The sequence below is a fragment of the Nocardiopsis potens DSM 45234 genome, from assembly GCF_000341105.1.
GTDB classification, from domain to species: Bacteria; Actinomycetota; Actinomycetes; order Streptosporangiales; family Streptosporangiaceae; genus Nocardiopsis_A; species Nocardiopsis_A potens.
In genome coordinates this window covers 1-17,531 of the sequence record NZ_ANBB01000095.1, presented here as the reverse complement: position 1 = coordinate 17,531, position 17,531 = coordinate 1, and the positions used below count along the sequence as shown (strand labels likewise).

The 17,531-nt window shown below is 75.4% G+C and carries 18 protein-coding genes; 9 read left to right on the top strand and 9 right to left on the bottom strand.

Going from position 1 to position 17,531, the window contains the following annotated elements; translation table 11 throughout:
• The 3 genes from D459_RS0129520 to D459_RS0129510 form a co-directional block, all read right to left on the bottom strand.
• Positions 1 to 789: ATP-grasp domain-containing protein (locus D459_RS0129520; RefSeq protein ID WP_017596595.1), on the bottom strand; the 789-nt coding region annotated here is incomplete at its 3' end.
• A gap of 281 nt (positions 790 to 1,070) precedes the next feature.
• Positions 1,071 to 1,877 (bottom strand): TSUP family transporter, encoded by an 807-nt coding sequence (locus D459_RS0129515; RefSeq protein ID WP_040711671.1) that lies wholly within the window; start codon positions 1,875 to 1,877, stop codon positions 1,071 to 1,073.
• Between the two features lie 73 nt (positions 1,878 to 1,950).
• The gene (locus tag D459_RS0129510; protein WP_017596593.1) at positions 1,951 to 2,370 is read right to left on the bottom strand and encodes a cobalamin B12-binding domain-containing protein; all 420 of its coding nucleotides are present in this window, start codon (positions 2,368 to 2,370) and stop codon (positions 1,951 to 1,953) included.
• Between the two features lie 91 nt (positions 2,371 to 2,461).
• On the opposite strand from D459_RS0129510, the gene D459_RS0129505 reads away from it, so the two are divergent.
• The 3 genes from D459_RS0129505 (at position 2,462) to D459_RS0129495 (ending at position 5,116) form a co-directional block, all read left to right on the top strand.
• Complete coding sequence (locus tag D459_RS0129505; protein ID WP_017596592.1) at positions 2,462 to 2,752, top strand: hypothetical protein; 291 nt, start codon at positions 2,462 to 2,464, stop codon at positions 2,750 to 2,752.
• Positions 2,753 to 2,801: 49 nt separating this feature from the next.
• The gene (locus tag D459_RS0129500) at positions 2,802 to 4,295 is read left to right on the top strand and encodes an AlkA N-terminal domain-containing protein (protein ID WP_017596591.1); all 1,494 of its coding nucleotides are present in this window, start codon (positions 2,802 to 2,804) and stop codon (positions 4,293 to 4,295) included.
• Positions 4,296 to 4,555: 260 nt separating this feature from the next.
• Positions 4,556 to 5,116, top strand: coding sequence for a methylated-DNA--[protein]-cysteine S-methyltransferase (locus tag D459_RS0129495; RefSeq protein ID WP_017596590.1), 561 nt, complete (start codon positions 4,556 to 4,558; stop codon positions 5,114 to 5,116).
• 56 nt (positions 5,117 to 5,172) lie between these two features.
• Here D459_RS0129495 and D459_RS0129490 read toward each other — a convergent pair whose 3' ends face one another.
• The gene (locus D459_RS0129490) at positions 5,173 to 5,523 is read right to left on the bottom strand and encodes a hypothetical protein (protein ID WP_017596589.1); all 351 of its coding nucleotides are present in this window, start codon (positions 5,521 to 5,523) and stop codon (positions 5,173 to 5,175) included.
• Positions 5,524 to 5,923: 400 nt separating this feature from the next.
• Here D459_RS0129490 and D459_RS0129485 point away from each other — a divergent pair, with 400 nt between their 5' ends.
• Complete coding sequence (locus tag D459_RS0129485; protein ID WP_241485157.1) at positions 5,924 to 7,075, top strand: MFS transporter; 1,152 nt, start codon at positions 5,924 to 5,926, stop codon at positions 7,073 to 7,075.
• 48 nt (positions 7,076 to 7,123) lie between these two features.
• Here the strand turns inward: D459_RS0129485 and D459_RS0129480 are convergent, their stop codons facing one another.
• From D459_RS0129480 to D459_RS0129470, 3 genes are read right to left on the bottom strand one after another with little or no spacing between them, the layout of a single operon-like run.
• A complete protein-coding gene (locus D459_RS0129480) occupies positions 7,124 to 7,612 on the bottom strand; it encodes a MarR family winged helix-turn-helix transcriptional regulator (RefSeq protein WP_026120868.1) in 489 nt (162 codons plus the stop codon).
• Entirely contained in the window at positions 7,609 to 8,235 is a 627-nt protein-coding gene (locus D459_RS0129475) for an alpha/beta hydrolase (protein ID WP_017596586.1), read from the bottom strand. The genes D459_RS0129480 and D459_RS0129475 overlap by 4 nt, the downstream gene beginning before the upstream one ends.
• The gene (locus tag D459_RS0129470; protein WP_020380389.1) at positions 8,232 to 9,197 is read right to left on the bottom strand and encodes a ring-cleaving dioxygenase; all 966 of its coding nucleotides are present in this window, start codon (positions 9,195 to 9,197) and stop codon (positions 8,232 to 8,234) included. The genes D459_RS0129475 and D459_RS0129470 overlap by 4 nt, the downstream gene beginning before the upstream one ends.
• A gap of 113 nt (positions 9,198 to 9,310) precedes the next feature.
• On the opposite strand from D459_RS0129470, the gene D459_RS0129465 reads away from it, so the two are divergent.
• On the top strand, positions 9,311 to 9,733 hold the full coding sequence (locus D459_RS0129465) for a hypothetical protein (RefSeq protein ID WP_017596584.1): 423 nt from the start codon (positions 9,311 to 9,313) through the stop codon (positions 9,731 to 9,733).
• A gap of 4 nt (positions 9,734 to 9,737) precedes the next feature.
• On the opposite strand, the gene D459_RS0129460 is transcribed toward D459_RS0129465, so the two are convergent.
• Positions 9,738 to 11,105: a short-chain fatty acyl-CoA regulator family protein gene (locus D459_RS0129460; protein WP_017596583.1), complete on the bottom strand. Its 1,368-nt coding sequence runs from the start codon at positions 11,103 to 11,105 to the stop codon at positions 9,738 to 9,740.
• 163 nt (positions 11,106 to 11,268) lie between these two features.
• Between D459_RS0129460 and D459_RS0129455 the strand changes: the two genes are divergently transcribed.
• Genes D459_RS0129455 through D459_RS0129445 form a run of 3 tightly spaced genes read left to right on the top strand, consistent with a single transcriptional unit; the run spans position 11,269 to position 14,883 of the window.
• Positions 11,269 to 12,777, top strand: coding sequence for an MmgE/PrpD family protein (locus tag D459_RS0129455; RefSeq protein ID WP_017596582.1), 1,509 nt, complete (start codon positions 11,269 to 11,271; stop codon positions 12,775 to 12,777).
• A 2-nt stretch (positions 12,778 to 12,779) separates the two neighbouring features.
• Entirely contained in the window at positions 12,780 to 13,727 is a 948-nt protein-coding gene (gene prpB / locus D459_RS0129450; RefSeq protein ID WP_017596581.1) for a methylisocitrate lyase, read from the top strand.
• Positions 13,728 to 13,734: 7 nt separating this feature from the next.
• A complete protein-coding gene (locus D459_RS0129445; RefSeq protein WP_017596580.1) occupies positions 13,735 to 14,883 on the top strand; it encodes a bifunctional 2-methylcitrate synthase/citrate synthase in 1,149 nt (382 codons plus the stop codon).
• 1,315 nt (positions 14,884 to 16,198) lie between these two features.
• Here D459_RS0129445 and D459_RS36445 read toward each other — a convergent pair.
• Complete coding sequence (locus D459_RS36445) at positions 16,199 to 16,960, bottom strand: helix-turn-helix domain-containing protein (RefSeq protein ID WP_026120867.1); 762 nt, start codon at positions 16,958 to 16,960, stop codon at positions 16,199 to 16,201.
• Between the two features lie 9 nt (positions 16,961 to 16,969).
• Here D459_RS36445 and D459_RS33295 point away from each other — a divergent pair, with 9 nt between their 5' ends.
• Positions 16,970 to 17,443 (top strand): DoxX family protein, encoded by a 474-nt coding sequence (locus D459_RS33295; protein WP_017596578.1) that lies wholly within the window; start codon positions 16,970 to 16,972, stop codon positions 17,441 to 17,443.
• The last annotated feature ends 88 nt before the right edge of the window (positions 17,444 to 17,531 follow it).

The following is a 17,531-nucleotide window of genomic DNA, read 5'->3' as shown; positions in this document are numbered from 1 at the left end:
CAGGCCCGCGCCGTTGCCGATGATGCCGACCTGACCGTCGAGCTTGACGTAGTTCAGGCCCTTCTCCTTCGCCTTGACCTCGAGGGGGTCGCCCTCGGCGGCGGAGGAGAGGCTCTCCAGGTCCTGGCGGAACTCGGCGTTCTCGTCCAGGGTGACCTTGCCGTCCAGGGCGACGACGCGGCCGTCGCCGGTGAGGATCAGCGGGTTCACCTCGACCAGGGTGGCGTCCTTGGAGACGAAGACGTCCCAGAGCTTGGTGATGACCTCGGCGGCGCCCGCGGCGGCGGCCTCGGGCAGCTTGCCCTTGGCGGCGATCTCCGCGGCGATCTCGGCCGGCGCGCCCTTGATCGGGTCGATCGCGACCTTGGCGACGGCCTCCGGGTTGGTCTCTGCGACCTCTTCGATCTCCACGCCGCCCTCGGCGGAGCAGATCGACAGGAACGTCCGGTTGGCGCGGTCCAGCAGGAAGGAGAAGTAGTACTCCTCCGCGATGTCGCTGGCCTCCTCGATCAGGACGCGGTGGACCGTGTGGCCCTTGATGTCCATGCCGAGGATCTGCTCGGCCTTGGCCTGGGCGTCCTCAGGGCCGTCGGCGACCTTCACACCGCCGGCCTTGCCGCGGCCACCGGTCTTGACCTGGGCCTTGACAACGACGCGGGAGGTCCCTGCCGCCGCGAACTCGTCGGCGATGGCACGGGCCTCATCGGCCGTGCTCGCCACCTTTCCCTGGGGTACCGGCACCCCATGCTCCGCGAAGAGCGCCTTCGCCTGGTATTCGAACAGGTCCACGAGGGTCCGTCCTTGTTACTCGCTGGCTGCAGTGGTCTGCGGGGGTCGTGTCACTCGAACGGCGCCTCGGACGCACCGCCGGGAACCGTTGCCCGGCGCTCCGCGTTGAACATGAGTTCCGTCGAAGAATCCACCCGCAACATGCGAAAGCTTAGCCCTCCCGGGTGCGGCGAAGGGCCACCGGCCCTCGCCTGACAGGCGGTTACACCCCGCTGAGAGGTACGCCACCGGTTCCGGCCAGGGATTTGCGTGAGAATTCGTGTGACCAGTCACACCGGCCGTCACAACAGCGCGGACAGCGGATCGGGCGGCATTCCGGAGAACTGCTCCCAGGACAGCTTGGCCAGCAGCGCGACGACGACCACCACCAGCACCCCGCGCACGAACCCGGCGCCGCGGCGCACCGCCATCCGCGCCCCCACCTGGGCCCCCGCGATGTTGCACGCCGCCAGCGAGAGGCCCAGCAGCCACAGCACGTCGCCGTTGGAGGCGAACACCGCCAGCGCGCCCAGGTTGGTCGCGGTGTTCACGATCTTGGCCGACGCCGACGCCTCCACGAAGTCCATCCCGACGATCCCGGTGAGCGCCAGCACCAGGAACGTCCCGGTGCCCGGCCCCACCAGGCCGTCGTAGAACGCGATCCCGCAGCCGGCCACCGCGACCGCGGCGACGACCCGGCCGCGCCCCGGCGGCCCCTGCCGCGAGGAGGCGCCCAGCGACGGCCGGGCGACCACGATCACCAGCACCAGCGCGAGCACCGCCATCACGGTCGGGCGCAGCGCGTCGGAGGAGATCGCCCCGGCCAGGGCGGCCCCGGCGCCGGCGCCGAGCAGCGCCAGGCCCGCGGCCGGCCACACGATCCGCGGTTCGAGCCGCAGCCCGCCGCGGCGCACGAACGCCGCCGCCGCGGACGCGGTGCCGAAGACCGCGGCCAGCTTGTTCGTGCCGAGCAGCCGGGCCACCGGGGCGTCCGGGAAGGCCACCATCAGCGCGGGCAGCAGGAGCAGCCCGCCTCCGCCGACCACCGCGTCGATCCACCCGGCGGCGGCCGCCGCCGCGAGCAGGACGATAAGGGTGTCGGCGCCTATATCCCCCAGTGTCACAAGCGCCGGAGTCTATCCCGGCGCCCCCGGCGGCCCGCCCACCGGCCCCGCGCCCGGGCTACCCGGCGGTGTGCAGCGCCCGGACGTTCCCCCGCACCCAGTCGCCGATCTCGGCGGTGGTGGCGCCGGGGGTGAAGATCTTCGCGACGCCCATCCGCTCCAGCTCCGGGATGTCCTCCTCGGGGATGATGCCGCCGCCGAACACGGTGATGTCCCGGGCGCCGTTCTCCTCCAGCAGCTCCAGCACCCGGCCGAACAGCGTCATGTGCGCCCCGGAGAGCACCGACAGCCCGATCGCGTCGGCGTCCTCCTGCAGGGCCGCGCCGACGATCATCTCCGGGGTCTGCCGCAGCCCGGTGTAGATCACCTCCACCCCGGCGTCGCGGAGCGCCCGGGCGACCACCTTCACCCCGCGGTCGTGCCCGTCCAGCCCGGGTTTGGCGATGACCACCCGCAGCACCGGCGCCTTCGCCGCCATGTCCCGCCTCCCCTCGCACCGCGGACCACAGCTGCAGGGTAACCCGGATCACCCCCTGTTCAACGGAGGAGCCGGGGGGTATCTGTCCGGTATGACCGACGACGTCGAAGGAACCGCCGAGCTCGACGGCCTCGACACCGAGGAGCTCCGCCGGCGCGCGTTCGCCCGCGCCCGGCAGCGGTGGGACGTGCAGTTCTTCTGGCGCATCATCAAGAGCATCCCCGCCGCGGAGGCCGCCACCGGCCACTGGGAGGCCGGACCGGAAGGGGTGTCCACCGCCTCCGCCCAGGTCAGCGAGGCCCTCGCGGAGCACGGCGACCCCCGGGTGCAGGAGGTCCTGCGCCCCGTCTACATCGAGTACCTCACCGAGCACGGTGGCTGAAACCCGCCAGCACGGCCCCCGTCCCGGGACCAGGATGGGGCGGGTGAGCATGAGCGACGAACAGCGCTACCGCGCCGTGGCCGGCAAGGACTCCCGGTTCGACGGCGTCTTCTACACCTGCGTGACCAGCACCGGGATCTACTGCCGGCCGAGCTGCCCGGCCGCCGTGCCCAAGCGCGGCAACGTCCGGTTCCTGCCCTCGGCCGCGGCCGCCCAGGCGCACGGCTTCCGCGCCTGCAAGCGGTGCCGGCCGGACGCCTCCCCCGGGTCGCCGGAGTGGAACGCCCGCGCCGACGCGGTGGGCCGCGCCATGCGGCTGATCGCCGACGGGGCCGTGGACCGGGACGGGGTGACCGGGCTGGCCGGCGCGCTCGGCTACAGCGAGCGGCAGCTCAACCGGATGCTCACCGCCGAACTCGGCGCGGGCCCGCTCGCGCTGGCCCGGGCCCGCCGCGCGCAGACCGCCCGCATCCTCATCGAGACCACCGCCCTGCCGATGTCCGACATCGCGTTCGCCTCCGGCTTCGCCAGCATCCGGCAGTTCAACGACACGGTCCGCGAGGTCTTCGACCGCAGCCCGTCGCTGATGCGCGAGCGCGCCGCACGCGGCGCCGACCCGGCCGGCGCCGGCGGCATCGCGCTCCGGCTGCCGTTCCGCGAGCCGCTGGACGCCGGGCCGCTCTTCGCCTTCCTCGCGGCGCGAGCCGTGCCCGGGGTGGAGGAGGTCTCCGGCGGGGTGTACCGGCGCGCGCTCGCCCTGCCGCACGGGGCCGGGGTCGCCGAGATCGACACCGCCCCGCACACCGGCCGCGGCGCCCACCTCCGCTGCCGCCTGCACCTGGACGACCTGCGCGACCTCGGCGCCGCCGTGCAGCGCTGCCGGCGCCTGCTCGACCTGGACTGCGACCCCGGGGCGATCGCCGGGGTGCTCTCCGCCGACCCGCTGCTGGCGCCCTCGGTCGCCGCCCGCCCGGGGCTGCGCTCCCCCGGCGCCGCCGACCCGGCCGAGTACGCGGCGCGCGCCGTCATCGGCCAGCAGGTGTCGGTCGCCGCGGCCCGCACCGTCGCCGGCCGGCTGGCCGAGCGGTACGGCAAGCCGCTCTCCCCCGCACTGGCCGCGCTGCCCGGCGGGGTGGACCGGCTCTTCCCCTCCCCGGAGGCGCTGGCCGGAGCCGGCCCGGACGGCCTGCCGATGCCGGCGCCCCGGGCCCGCGCCCTGGTCGCGCTCTGCGCGGAGCTGGACTCCGGCGGCATCGACCTGGGCCCCGGCGCCGACCGGGAGGAGAGCGCCGCCCTGATGCTGCGCCTGCCCGGCATCGGCCCGTGGACCGCCGCCTACATCCGGATGCGCGCCCTGGGCGACCCGGACGTCCTGCTCCACCAGGACCTGGTGGTGCGCAGGGCACTGGAGCGGCTGGACCCGCAGGCCGCGGACGCCCCCGCCGCCCGGGGCCGGGCCTGGGGCCCGTACCGCTCCTACGCCACCCACCACCTGTGGGCCTCGGCCGACGCCGCCGCGCGGCCCTCCGCCTCCGCGGCCTGAGACCACCGGCGGGAGAAACCCTCGGTGATCTCGACGCCGCGGCCCTATCGGAGCGCTCCGATGGGGCCGCGGCGTCGAGATCACCGCCCGAGGGCGGGCTCCCCGCAGGCCCGCGGCGTCCGGAGTCCTCGCGGCCCCTGAAGCCGTCCGCCGCCGCACCGCTCCGGATCCCGCCGGAGAGGGCGATACTTGAGGCCGCTCCCGCCCGCCCCCGCATCATGCCGGCCCTGCCGGGCCGCCCGACGACCCACGGAGCAGCGATGACCACTCCACCTCCCGGCCAGGACGCCCTCCCGCTGGACGTCCCCGAACCCGCCCCGGCGCCGATGGCCGACTTCCGCGCGCCGCTGCCCGGCCCGGTCCGCTACGACGTGCTCCCCTCCCCGCTGGGCGACCTGCTGCTCACCGGGGACGGCGAGTCGCTGACCGGGGTGCACATGGACGCCGCGCCCCCGCCGGACGCGCTGCACGACCCGGGCGCGCTGCGCGGCACCGCCGAGGAGCTGCGCGCCTACTTCGCCGGCGAGCTGCGGGAGTTCTCCGCCCGGCTGGCCCCCTCCGGCTCCGCCTTCCAGCTCCAGGTCTGGCGGCACCTGACGGCGGTCCCCTACGGGCGCACCGCGAGCTACGGCGACATCGCCCGCGCCCTGGACGCCCCGGGCGCCTCCCGCGCCGTGGGCACCGCCAACAACCGCAACCCGATCTCGATCGTCATCCCCTGCCACCGCGTCGTCGGCGCGGACGGCTCCCTCGTCGGCTACGGCGGCGGCCTGCCCCGCAAGCAGACCCTGCTCCGCCTGGAACGCACCGGCCGCCTCTGACGGCCGGGCCCCACGGCGGCACCGCACCGGGCGGCGCCGTGCGGAGTCGGGCCGCTTCAGTCGCCCTGCGACCACGCGGAGACCGGGAGCGCCGGGTAGACGCCGAAGCCGCGGAGCCCCGTCGCGGCCCGGATCTCCCGTCGCGGCCCGTCCACCCGCTCCTGGCGGTCGGCGGCCCTGCTCTCGAACCACTCGGACTTCACCTCGATCACCGCGTCCAGGCCGCTCCGGTCCAGCGGGCCGCGCGCCCGGAAGCGGACCTCCAGGTCGCCCGGCTTCACGTCCCCGTCGTACGGCTCCTCGGGGCACTCCACGGCCACGGACACCAGATGCGGCAGCACCGAGGCCGGCTCGCGGAGCTTCGATTCGGCGACCTCCGGCGCATGGGTCGCTTCGATGATCGGCATCCGGCCGTCCTGGGCTCGGCCGCCCCCGCGGAGCCGAGCGCGCCTCCGCCCCGATGATCTTGACGTCGCGGGGGTGCCAGAGCGCTCTGGCACCCCCGCGACGTCAAGATGATCGCCCGGGGGCGGCGGGAGAGCGGGCCCGGGGCGTTTCGGGTAGCGTGGGGCCGTCCCGGTGGACGGGCCGCGTCGAGCGCCGCCGCTCCGCGCCCCGATCCCCGCCGGCGCTCCGCACCGCGGAGGCGGCGCTCCGGGTGATTCTCCAGGGCGGCGCCGCCCCGCGCCCCTCCTTCTCCGCGCTCCCGCGCTTCCCTCCGGTCCTCCCGGTTCCAGCCCCTGCCCGGCTCCGCGCGGAGCCGTCCGCCGGCGTGCCTCCGCACGCCCGCCGCAGGCTCCGCGCCCCGTGGACACCGGCATCCTCCTGGAAGGGACCCCGACCATGCGCACCCCGCCCACGACCGGCCCGGCACGCGCCGCCCTCGCCTTCGGCGCGGGCGCGTTCTGCGTGCAGTTCGACTCCTTCGCGCTGAACACCGCGCTGCCCGCGATCGGCGCCGACCTGGGGCTGTCCGAGGCCCGGCTGCCGCTGACCGTGGGCGTCTACCTGCTGGCGTGCGCGGCCGCGATGGTCCCCGGCGGCCGGATCGGCGACGCGGTCGGGCACCGCGCGGTGCTGGCGTGCGGGCTGGCCCTGTTCGGCGCGGGCTCGCTGCTCTGCGCGCTCGCCCCCACCGGGGAGCTGCTCATCGCCTTCCGCGCGCTGCAGGGCGTGGGCGGCGGGCTGGTGATGCCCTCGGGGCTGGCCCTGGTCGGCCGGGACGCCCGCGCGGCGGGGCTGGCGCTGGGCGCGGCGGGGTCGGCCACGGCGCTCGGGCCGGTGCTCGGCGGCATGCTGACCGAGCTCGCCGGGTGGCGGTGGGTCTTCGCGGGGGTGCTGCCGATCACCGCCGCCGCGCTGGTCGCGGCGGCGGCCGCGGGCTCCGCGGGCGCCCCCGGGCAGGACGCCGGAGGCGGCGCTCGCGGCCCCCGGAAGAGCATCGGAGGCGGCACCGGAGGCGGTCGTCCGGGCCGCGGTGCGGGGCTGGGCCGGGCGTTCGCCGCGGGCACCGCCCTGGGGTCGCTGGCCAACGCCGCGACGGTGGTGTGGCTGTTCGCCGGGCCGGCGCTGCTGCAGGGGGCGGCGGACCTGACCCCGGCCCAGGCCGGCCCGGCGTTCGCGCTCCCCTCGCTGGCCATGGCCGCGGCCGGGCCGGCCGCCGGGCGGATCGCCGACCGGCTGCCGGCGCTGCCCGCACTGGCCCTGCTGACCGCGGCGGGCTGCGCGGGCCTGGCCGCGCTCCCCGCCTCGGCGTCCGCGCCGCTGCCCGCGCTGCTCGCCCTGCTCACCGCGTGCGGCCTGGCGCTGGGCACCGCGAACGCGCTGGCGCTCATCGCGACCCGCCGCGCGGCCCCCGACCGCTCCGCCGGCCTCGCCTCGGGCATCGCCAAGACCGCGGTGACCGCCGCGGGCGGCGCCGCCATGGCCGCACTGGGCGCCCTGCCCGCCGCCCGGTGAGAGCGGACCGCCCGCACGGACGCCGAGGCCGCCGTCCCACCGGCGGGTTCAGGTTCCGGAGGGGCCGGGGAGGGTCGCCGGGTCGTCGATCTCCAGGATCGCCATGAGTTCGCCGAGGGCGTCGACCTGGGCGGGGGACAGGCGGTCGAAGACCCGGCCGCGGACCGCGGCGACGTGCCCCGGGGCGGCGTGCTCCAGGGTCTCCGCGCCCTGGTCGGTGAGGACTGCCCAGAAGCCGCGCCGGTCGTCCTCGCACGGTTCGCGGCGGACGTGGCCGGCCGACTCCAGCCGGGAGATCTGGTGGGTCAGCCGGCTCTTGGAGACCAGGACCTCCTCCGCGAGGCGGCGCATCCGCATCCGGCGGCCCGGCGACTCGGAGAGCGCGACCAGGATGCCGTACTCCACCAGGGTCAGTCCGCCGGTCCGGCGCAGGTCGCGGTCGAGTTCGGTCTCGATCCCCGCCTGGGCCCGCAGCAGGCTCCGCCAGACCCGCTGCTCCCGATCGCTCAGCCACTCCACCTCGCCCATGCGCGTCATCGTAGCCGCGCCAGCCGATCCCGGGCCGCGTCCACCAGGTGCGGCGGCAGGGAGTGCCCGCCCGGGTGCTCGGCGAGCTCCACCCCGGCCCCGCGGGCGCCGAGCTGGTCGGCGAGGAGCCGCGCCTGGTCGATCGGGGTGATCGGGTCGGCGGCGCCGGCGCCGATGAACACCTCGGTCCCGGTCAGGTCGGCCCCGGGCGGTTCGCGGCCCTGCAGCGGCGCGGCGGCCGCGAACAGCGCCGCTCCGCGCAGCAGCCCGGGGTGGAGCAGGAGCAGCGCCGCGGCCATGTTGGCGCCGTTGGAGAAGCCCGCCGCGACCACCCGGCCGGGGTCGAAGCCGTACCGGTCCGCGGCCTCCCGGACGAAGCCGGCCAGTTCGGCGGCGCGGGCGACCACGTCGTCGACGTCGAAGACCCCTTCCCTGAGCCGGCGGAACCACCGGCCGGCACCGTTCTCGTCCACCCGGCCGCGCGGGGAGAGCAGCCCCGCCCCCGGGTGCAGCGCCCGGCCCAGGCCGAGCAGGTCGTGCTCGTCGGCGCCGGTGCCGTGCAGCAGGAGCAGGGTGGGGGCGCCGTCCCGCTCGGCGGGGCGGTGGACGTGGGCGAAGCCGCCGGGGGTCACCGCCGCCCCTCCGCCCCGGGCGCGACCAGCTCGGGCAGGTGCCGCTCGATCTCCGCCCGGCGCGGCTCCAGCCACGGCGGCAGCCGCAGCGCCCGGCCCAGGTCCAGCAGCGGCTCGTCGTAGTCGAAGCCGGGTCCGTCGGTGGCGATCTCCAGCAGCACGCCGCCGGGCTCGCGGAAGTAGATGGAGGTGAAGTAGGAGCGGTCGCGGATCTCGGTGACGTCCACGCCGCCGTCGGCCAGGGTGCGCCGCCACCCTTCCTGGGTGGGGGCGTCCGGGGCGCGGTAGGCGACGTGGTGCACGGTTCCGGCGGCGACCAGGCCGCGCTCGGCCCGCGGGTCGGCGAGCACGTCGACCACGGTGCCCACGCCGTCGCCGGCGCCGGAGGTGCGGAACCGGTACCGGCCGCCGCGCTCCTCGGCGAGGCGGAACCCGAGGGTGCCGCCGAGCATCTGCGCGGTGCCCTCGTGGTCGTGCTCGGTGAGCGTCACCGCGCGGATGCCGCGGATCGCGTGCTCGACCGGGACGGCGCCGCCGTCCCACGGGTCGGCCCCGGCGTGGTCGGCCGCGGCGACCAGCTCGATGGCCAGGCCGTCCGGGTCGCGCAGGGTGAGCACGTCCTCGTCCATCCGCTCGGCGGGGCGGGTCGCCTCGACGCCGAGCCGGGCCAGGTGCCGGCTCCACCAGCCGAGCGACCCCTCCGGTACCGCGAAGGAGGTGGTGGTGGCCTGCCCGGCGCCGATCCGCCCCTTGGGCGCGTCCGGCCAGGGGAAGAAGGTCATGACGGTGCCGGGGTTGCCGGCCCGGTCGCCGTAGTAGAGGTGGTAGGTCTGCGGGGCGTCGAAGTTGACCGTCCGCTTCACCAGCCGCATGCCCAGCGCGTTCAGGTAGAAGTCGGCGTTGGCCTGCGGATCGCTTGCGATCGCGGTGACGTGGTGGATCCCGTTCGGGCGGACGTCCATGGCGGCCTCCTCTGTGGCGCGGTCGGGTACCGGCACCCGGAACAACGGTTCAATTTTCAACTACATTCCCGTATCCGCCCTCCCTGGGCCCCCGCGGGGCTAACCTGACCCGCATGGCGCACCGACATCCCAGCAGACTCAACGCCGAGCACGTCGCCCACCCCTCGGCGCGCCGACTGCTCAAGGCCGAGCTCGCCAACTGCGCCGAATGCCGCGCCTCCGGCGACGCCGAGGCCCTGCGCCACCCCGACGTCCTCGACTCCCTGCTCCGCGGGTTCGTCCTCAAGCGCGCCGCCCAATGGCGCGACCGGCACTCCCGCTACCCCACCGCCCTCTACGACCTCGCTCCCCCCGCCGAGCTGCGGCTGCTGTCCGCCCCCACCCGCGAAGCGGCCCGGCTGTGCGTCATCGGCTCCCGCTCCGGCGACCGGGTCGACACCACCGCCGCCCTGGACGAACTGGAGGCGATGACCGCCGCCGAGCGCCGCCGGGTCCTCGACGACATCGTCGACGCCCTCCTCGAAGGCGAGGGGTGACCGCCTAGGGCCCCGTCGGATAGGGCGCCACCGTGCTGGTGTTCTCGTTGACCAGCAGCGGCCGCCCGGCCGGCGGGAACGCCCGCTGCGGGCAGGCCGGCCGGTCGCACACCTTGCAGCCCAGGCCGATCGGGACCGCCGCGCGCGGATCCGCCAGATCCAGCCCCGACGAGTACACCAGCCGGCGGGCATGGCGCAGCTCGCAGCCCAGTCCCACCGCGAAGACCTTCGGCACCGCCCCGTGCCGCACCGGGGCGCCGCCCACGGTCCGCGCCACCCAGAAGTAGGACCGGCCGTCCGGCATCTGCGCGATCTGCGTCCGCACCTCCCCCGGGGAGGAGAACGCCGCGTAGACGTTCCACAGCGGGCAGGTGCCGCCCGCCCGGGAGAAGTGGAACCCGGTCGCCGACTGCCGCTTCGACATGTTGCCCGCCCGGTCGACCCGGACGAAGGAGAACGGCACCCCCTTGCGCCCCGGGCGCTGCAGCGTGGACAGCCGGTGGCAGACCGTCTCGAACTCCACCCCGAACACCTCCCCGAGCAGGCCGATGTCATACCCCTCCGCCTCCGCCGCGTCCAGGAACGCCCCGTAGGGCAGGATGAACGCGCCCGCGAAGTAGTTCGCCAGCCCGATCCGGGCCAGCTGCCGGGCCTGCCCGGTACGCAGCTCCTCCCCCTGCGCCAGCTCCGCCAGGAGCGGGCCGTGCTCCAGGAACGCCAGCTGGGTCGCGGCCTGGAACTCCCGCTGCCCCGGGGTGAGCCGCGCCGGCAGCGTCAGCACCCGCGCCGCCGGGTCGTAGCCGCGCTTGCGCCCCTCCTCCGCCCCCGGCGGCCCCGTCACCGTCCGGACCCCGTGCCGCTCCGCCAGCCGCCGCTCCGCAGTCCCCCCGGCGGCCAGCTCCTCCGCCGACTCGTCCAGCTCCCCCACGTAGTTGCGGCGCGCGTAGAAGAAGTCCCGGACCTGCTCGTAGGCCATCGGCTCGACCGGCCCCGCCCCGCCGTCGCGCACCTCCGCCAGGGCCGCCGCCTGCCCGGAGACGTCCCGGTACCGGCGGTGCAGCGCCAGCACCGAGCGGGCCACCGACGGCAGCGACCCGGCCAGCTCGTCCAGGTCCTCCGCGGACGCCTCGGGCAGCGCCTCGCGCAGCTCCGCGATGAGCCGGGCGGTACCGGACTCGGAGAAGAACCCCGGATCCACGCCGAACGCCTCGGCCAGCCGGAGCAGCACCGGAACGCTCAGCGGGCGCTGGTTGCGCTCCATCTGGTTCAGGTAGCTGGGCGAGACGCCGAGCTCGCGCGCCATCTCCACCTGCTTGAGGGAGCGCTCCTGGCGCAGTCCGCGCAACCGGGCCCCCGCGAACACCTTGCGCATGCCCCGGAGTATACGCATTTCCCGCACGGCCAATCTTCGCAGGATTCGCAGAACCACCGCCCCGAATTAACGAGAATTGGCTTTTTAACCCACTCGACCTGCACACACTCCGTTCGGCAGACTCACCGGAAAGGAATCGGAGAACGAACGGAAAAGGCCGCACATGCAGGCACACCGGGTCCGCGCCCACAAGAGCTCCGAACCCCTGGAGCAGAGCGCCCAGCTCGCCCACCGCATCGCCGAGGCCGCCGCCGACCCGGTCCCGGTGGACGCCGAGACCGCCGAGATGGTCGGCAACCGGATCATCGACGACGCGGCCGTCGCCGCCGCCGCGCTCCGCCGCCGCCCGGTGCGCAGCGCCCGCGCCCAGGCGCTCCGCCACCCCTACTCCCCCGGCGCCGCCGTGCTCGGCGCCCCCGCCTCCACCCGCGCCTCCCCCGAATGGGCCGCCTGGGCCAACGGGGTCGCCGTCCGCGAACTCGACTTCCACGACACCTTCCTCGCCGCGGACTACTCCCACCCCGGCGACAACATCCCGCCGGTGCTCGCCGTCGCCCAGCACACCGGCCGGGACGGAGCCGACCTGGTCCGCGCCGTCGCCACCGCCTACGAGATCCAGGTGGCCCTGGTCAAGGGCATCTGCCTGCACGAGCACCGGATCGACCACGTCGCCCACCTCGGCCCGTCCGCCGCGGCCGGCATCGGCGCCCTGCTCGGCCTGCCCGTCGCCGACATCTACCAGGCGGTGCAGCAGGCCCTGCACGTCACCACCGCCACCCGGCAGTCCCGCAAGGGCCAGATCTCCAGCTGGAAGGCGTACGCCCCCGCGTTCGCCGGAAAGGCCGCGGTGGAGGCCGTCGACCGGGCGATGCGCGGCGAAGGCGCCCCCTCCCCCGCCTACGAAGGCGAGGACGGCTTCATCGCCCGCCTCCTCGGCGGCTTCGGCGCCGCCTACACCGTCGAACTCCCCGCCCCCGGCGAGCCCAAGCGCGCCGTCCTGCAGACCTACACCAAGGAGCACTCCGCCGAGTACCAGAGCCAGGCCCTCATCGACCTGGCCCGGCGGATGCGCCCCCGCGTCGGCGACACCTCCCGGATCCGCTCGGTGACCATCCGCACCAGCCACCACACCCACCACGTGATCGGCACCGGCGCCGGCGACCCGCAGAAGACCGACCCCGGGGCGAGCCGGGAGACCCTGGACCACTCGATCATGTACATCTTCGCGGTGGCCCTGCAGGACGGCGCCTGGCACCACGAGCGCTCCTACGCCCCCGAGCGGGCCCGCCGCCCCGACACCGTCGACCTGTGGCGCAGAATCACCACCGTGGAGGACCCCGCCTGGACCGAGCGCTACCACAGCACCGACCCGGAGAAGAAGGCGTTCGGCGGGCACGTCTCCATCGAGCTGGACGACGGCTCGGTGATCGCCGACGAGCTCGCGGTGGCCGACGCCCACCCCCTGGGCGCCCGCCCCTTCACCCGCCCCGACTACATCGCCAAGTTCCGCACCCTGGCCGCCGGCGCCGTCTCCCGCCCCGACCAGGACGCCTTCCTCGACCTGGTCGAGCGGCTGCCCGAACTGGCCCCCGAGGAGGTCCGCCGGCTCGCCCTCCCCGAGGACCCCGGCACCGCCCCCGGCGGCCCGCCCGTCTCGAAAGGACTGTTCTGACCATGCGCCACGCCGCCACCACCCCGAACGAACGCCGCCGGGCCCTGCGCGGCGGCCTCGCCTCCGGCCAGCTGCTGCGCGTCCCCGGCGCCTTCAGCCCGCTGACCGCGGTGCTCATCGAAGAGCTCGGCTTCGACGGGGTGTACGTCTCCGGCGCGGCGCTCTCCGCCGACCTGGCCCTGCCCGACATCGGCCTGACCACCCTCACCGAGGTCGCCGACCGCGGCGGCCGGATCGCCCGCAGCACCGGCCTGCCCGCCCTCATCGACGCCGACACCGGCTTCGGCGAACCCCTCAACGCCGCCCGCACCGTGCAGACCCTGGAGGACGCCGGCCTGGCCGGCTGCCATCTGGAGGACCAGGTCAACCCCAAGCGCTGCGGCCACCTGGACGGCAAGGCGGTGACCGGCACCGGCGAGATGGTCCGCCGGATCCGCGCCGCGGTGCGGGCCCGCCGCGACCCCGACTTCGTCATCTGCGCCCGCACCGACGCCCGCGCCGTCGAGGGCCTGGACGCCGCGATCGAGCGCGCCCGCGCCTACGTCGACGCCGGCGCCGACATGGTCTTCCCCGAGGCCCTGCGGGACGCCGCCGAGTTCGAGGCGTTCCGCAAGGCCGTGGACGTCCCGCTGCTCGCCAACATGACCGAGTTCGGCAAGAGCGAGCTGCTCACCGCCGAGCGGCTGGAATCCATCGGGATGAACATGGCCGTCTACCCGGTCACCGCGCTCCGGCTGGCCATGGGCGCGGTCGAGGCGGGCCTGGCCGAGCTCCGCGACGCCGGCGTGCAGACCCCCGGCCTGGTCGGGCGCATGCAGACCCGCTCCCGCCTCTACGAACTCCTCGACTACGACTCCTACACCGCCTTCGACACCGACGTCCACGACTTCGCGCCGCCCGCCGCGGACCGGCCCGGCGGCGCACCGAACACCACCGAACGGAAGGGGTGAGACGGCCATGGCCGACACCGCGATCCGCAAGGGCCTCGCCGGGGTGGTCGCCGACACGACCGCGATCTCCACGGTCGACGCCGCCACCGACTCGCTCACCTACCGCGGCTACCCGGTACAGGACCTCGCCGGGACCCGCGCCTTCGAGGAGGTCGCCCACCTCATCTGGACCGGCGAACTGCCCGGCCCCGAACGGCTCGCCGCGTTCACCGCCCGCGAGCGGGCCTGGCGCGCCCTCGACCGCAACACCCTCGACCTGCTGCGCCGCGTCCCCGAGTCGGCCCACCCGATGGACGTGCTGCGCACCGCCATCAGCTACCTCGGCGCCGACGACCCGGCCGAGGACGACGGCGCCGACCAGGCCACCGCCGAGCGGCTCATGGCCCGGCTGCCGTCGGTCGTCGCCGCCGACCGCAGGCGCCGGCACGGCCTGGACCCGATCCCGCCCGACCCGTCCCTGGGCTTCGCGGAGAACTTCTTCCACATGTGCTTCGGCGAGGTCCCCGAACCCGAGGTGGTCCGCTGCTTCGAGGCCTCCCTGGTGCTCTACGCCGAGCACGGCTTCAACGCCTCCACGTTCGCCGCCCGCGTCGTCACCTCGACCCGCTCCGACGCCTACAGCGCGGTCACCGCGGCCATCGGCGCGCTCAAGGGCCCGCTGCACGGCGGCGCCAACGAGGCCGTCATGCACATGCTGAACGAGATCGGCACCGCCGACCGGGCCGAGGAGTGGGTGGACCGCGCCCTCGCCGGGAAGCGGCGCATCATGGGCTTCGGGCACCGGGTCTACGCGCACGGCGACTCCCGCGTCCCCACCATGCGCCGCGCCCTGGCCCGGATGGCCGAGGCCCGCGGCGCCGACGGCCTGATGGAGCTGTACTCGGCGGTGGAGCGGGCGGTGGCCGACCGCAAGGGCCTCCACCCCAACCTCGACTACCCGGCCGGCCCCGCCTACCGCCTGATGGGGTTCGACGTCCCGATGTTCACCCCGATCTTCGTGATGTCCAGGATCACCGGCTGGACCGCGCACATCCTGGAGCAGCAGGCCGCCAACTCCCTCATCCGCCCGCTGAGCGCCTACAGCGGCCCACCCCACCGAGCGGTCCCCGCCCAACGCGACCGGGCCTCCGCGGCCTCCCCGGCGGCGAGCGGATAGCCGCACCGCGCCCGCCCGTCTCCGCCCCACGGAGTCGGGGTTCAGACGGGCGGCAACGGCAAAGGCGGGGTCGTGGCGGAGGCGGTCGCCCGGGCACGGCGCCCCACGGGGTGGCGGTTCAAGACGGCAGCGAGGGCGGCAGTAGGGGGACCGGCCGGTCGGTCCGGCGCGACGCCCCACGGGGTGAAGGTCAAGACGGGCGGCGACGGCGGTGGGGGCCGGCCGGTCGGTCGGGTCCGGCAGGGCAGGGCGGGAGTGGTCGGGGTGGGCCGGGGTGGCGGGTTCGCCGTTTCCGCGTCGCCCGGGCGGCGTGGCCGGCCGCCGTTGAAACCGCCGCACCTCCCTGACCTAGGCAAATACGCAGGGTGATGGTGGTGTGGGGTGCCCTGCGCACCGCGAGAGCACCCCGGTGATTCCCGGGCGCGCTTCCTGGGCCGGATCGGCCCCCTGAAGGCCTGATTCGCCCTGATCGGGCCGGTGATCGGGGGTTCGAGCCGCCCGCAAGGCCGGGATGCAGGGGACCGGAACCCGGGAAGAGCAGAGGCGGGGGCGAGATGCCGCTTTTATTCTCCCGGGAGGGCCCGCCTTGGCCACTCTGGGTGATCAGAGAGGGGGTGGTGGGGGCTTCGAGGCTTACTACTCGCTGGTAGATGTAATCGGGGTGCTCCCACGGTGCGCAGGCCGCCTCACCCCCGCTTGCTCCCCGCCGCAAAAACCCGGCATATAGGGATAAGGCCCCCAGGTGGGTCGGGGCGAGTGGGCCTGCCCCCTTCACCGGGGCGCCCTCGCCCTCGCCGCCCGCCTGAGCCCCGACCCCGTGGGGCCCGGTACCCGGGCGACCACCTCCGCCCCGCCCCTACCGCCGCCGTCACCGCTCGTCTTGACCTTCGCTCCGCGGGGCGCCGCGCCGAACCGACCGGCCGGTGCCCACCGCCGCCCTCGCTGCCCGCTTTAACCCTCGCCCCGTGGGGCGCCGCACCCGACCGACCGGCCGGTCCCCCTCCCCACCGTCGCCGCTCGTCTTGACCTTCGCTTCGCGAGACGCCGCACCCGGGTGACCGCCTGCACCCCACCCCTGCCTGTGCCGTCGCCGCTTGCTTGAACCTTTACTCCGTGAGGCGCCGCGCCCGGCTGGGACGCCCGGCCCCGTCCCTACCTCCGCCGTCGCCGCCTGTCTGAACCCGCACTCCGTGGGGCGCCGCGCCCGATCGGCCGACCAGCCCCCTCCTGCCCTCTCTCCTCTCTCTCCTCTGGTGTGCGGTGTTGCAGCAGACGCTGGAAACCACCGCCGGTTGAGACAGCGACAACACCAAGATCATCGGGAGAGGTGTTCACGCAGTGATCCCGGGGTCCGGCCCAGCAGTCCGCCGGCCGTCCGGGTGAAGTGCGCCTGGTCGGCGAAGCCGGCCTCGGCCGCCGCGTCGGCGGCGGACCCGTCCGCGAGCCGGCCGATCGCCCATCGCAACCGGGCCCAGCTGCGCAGCCGGACCAGCGGCACTCCGACCGAGGCCCCGACCAGCGCCCGCAGCCGCACCGGGGAGAGCCCCACATCCGCGGCGATCGCCCCGATCCGCCCGGCCTCTCCGGCGGCCCGCATGCTCATGCTCGCCCCGACCGCGTACTCCACCCGCGGGTCGAGCGGAGCCCCCGCCCCGGTCACCCGGGTGAGCTCCGCGAAGGCCGCAGACGTGTCCGGGGCGCCGCCCGGCGGCCCCAGCGCGGCGAGCAGCCTGCGCACCTCGTCCCTGTCCAGCGGCACCGGCCCCGCCGCCGGGCGCAGCAGCCAGGGGTCGACGAAGAACGCGGTGAACGCCCCCGCGGCAGTGCACAGGTGCCCGGTCTCCGGCGGGACGATGATCCCGGCTCCGCCGACCCTGCCGCCCCTGCCGCCCCTTCGGCCGCCCCCGAGGAGGGCCTCGACCGGGCCGCCACGCCCCAGGACCACCTTCCAGGCAGGCCCCTTGTGCCGGCCGACCCCGAAGCCGCCATCCTCCGCGTAGACCGTCATCTCGGCGCCGGCGGCCAGCGCCGACCGGCGATCGTTCCGTTCAAGCGCCCAGGTCCGGCGGGCCGCCATCATCGCCTCATGACCGACTTCGCCGTCCCCGCCCTGACCGCCCTGACCGTTCCGCCCATGGACACGCTCCTCATGGACATGCCGCCCTCGCTCCTCCCCGCGGAGGCCGGCCTCGGCGCTCCCCTCGCCATGGCCCTCGGCTGCTTCCTGGGGACCGCCGGCCTCTGCCACTTCGCCTTCCGACGTTACTTCCGGTCCCTGGTCCCTTCCTGGCTGGCCCCCGTCGCGACACCGCTCGTCCTCGTCAGCGGGGTGGTCGAGATCCTGCTCGCCGCGCTGCTCTTCATCCCGGAGACCCGCGCCCCCGCCGCCTGGGGCGCGGCCGCTCTCATCACCGGATACCTGGTATCCCATTTCGACGCGGTGGCCCGGGCCGACCGCGACGCCCAGCGCTTTCTCGACCGCCCAGCCGGCGGCGCGGCCCGCGTGGCGGTCAACCTCGTCTATATCGCCTGGGCCGTGGCCGCAGCCGTTCTCGCTTGAGCTTCACGGCGGGCCGGAAAATCACTTTCACATGTTCACAAAGAAAGGCGTGAAAAAGGGGCGGACCCGACCGGGCCCACCCCTCCAC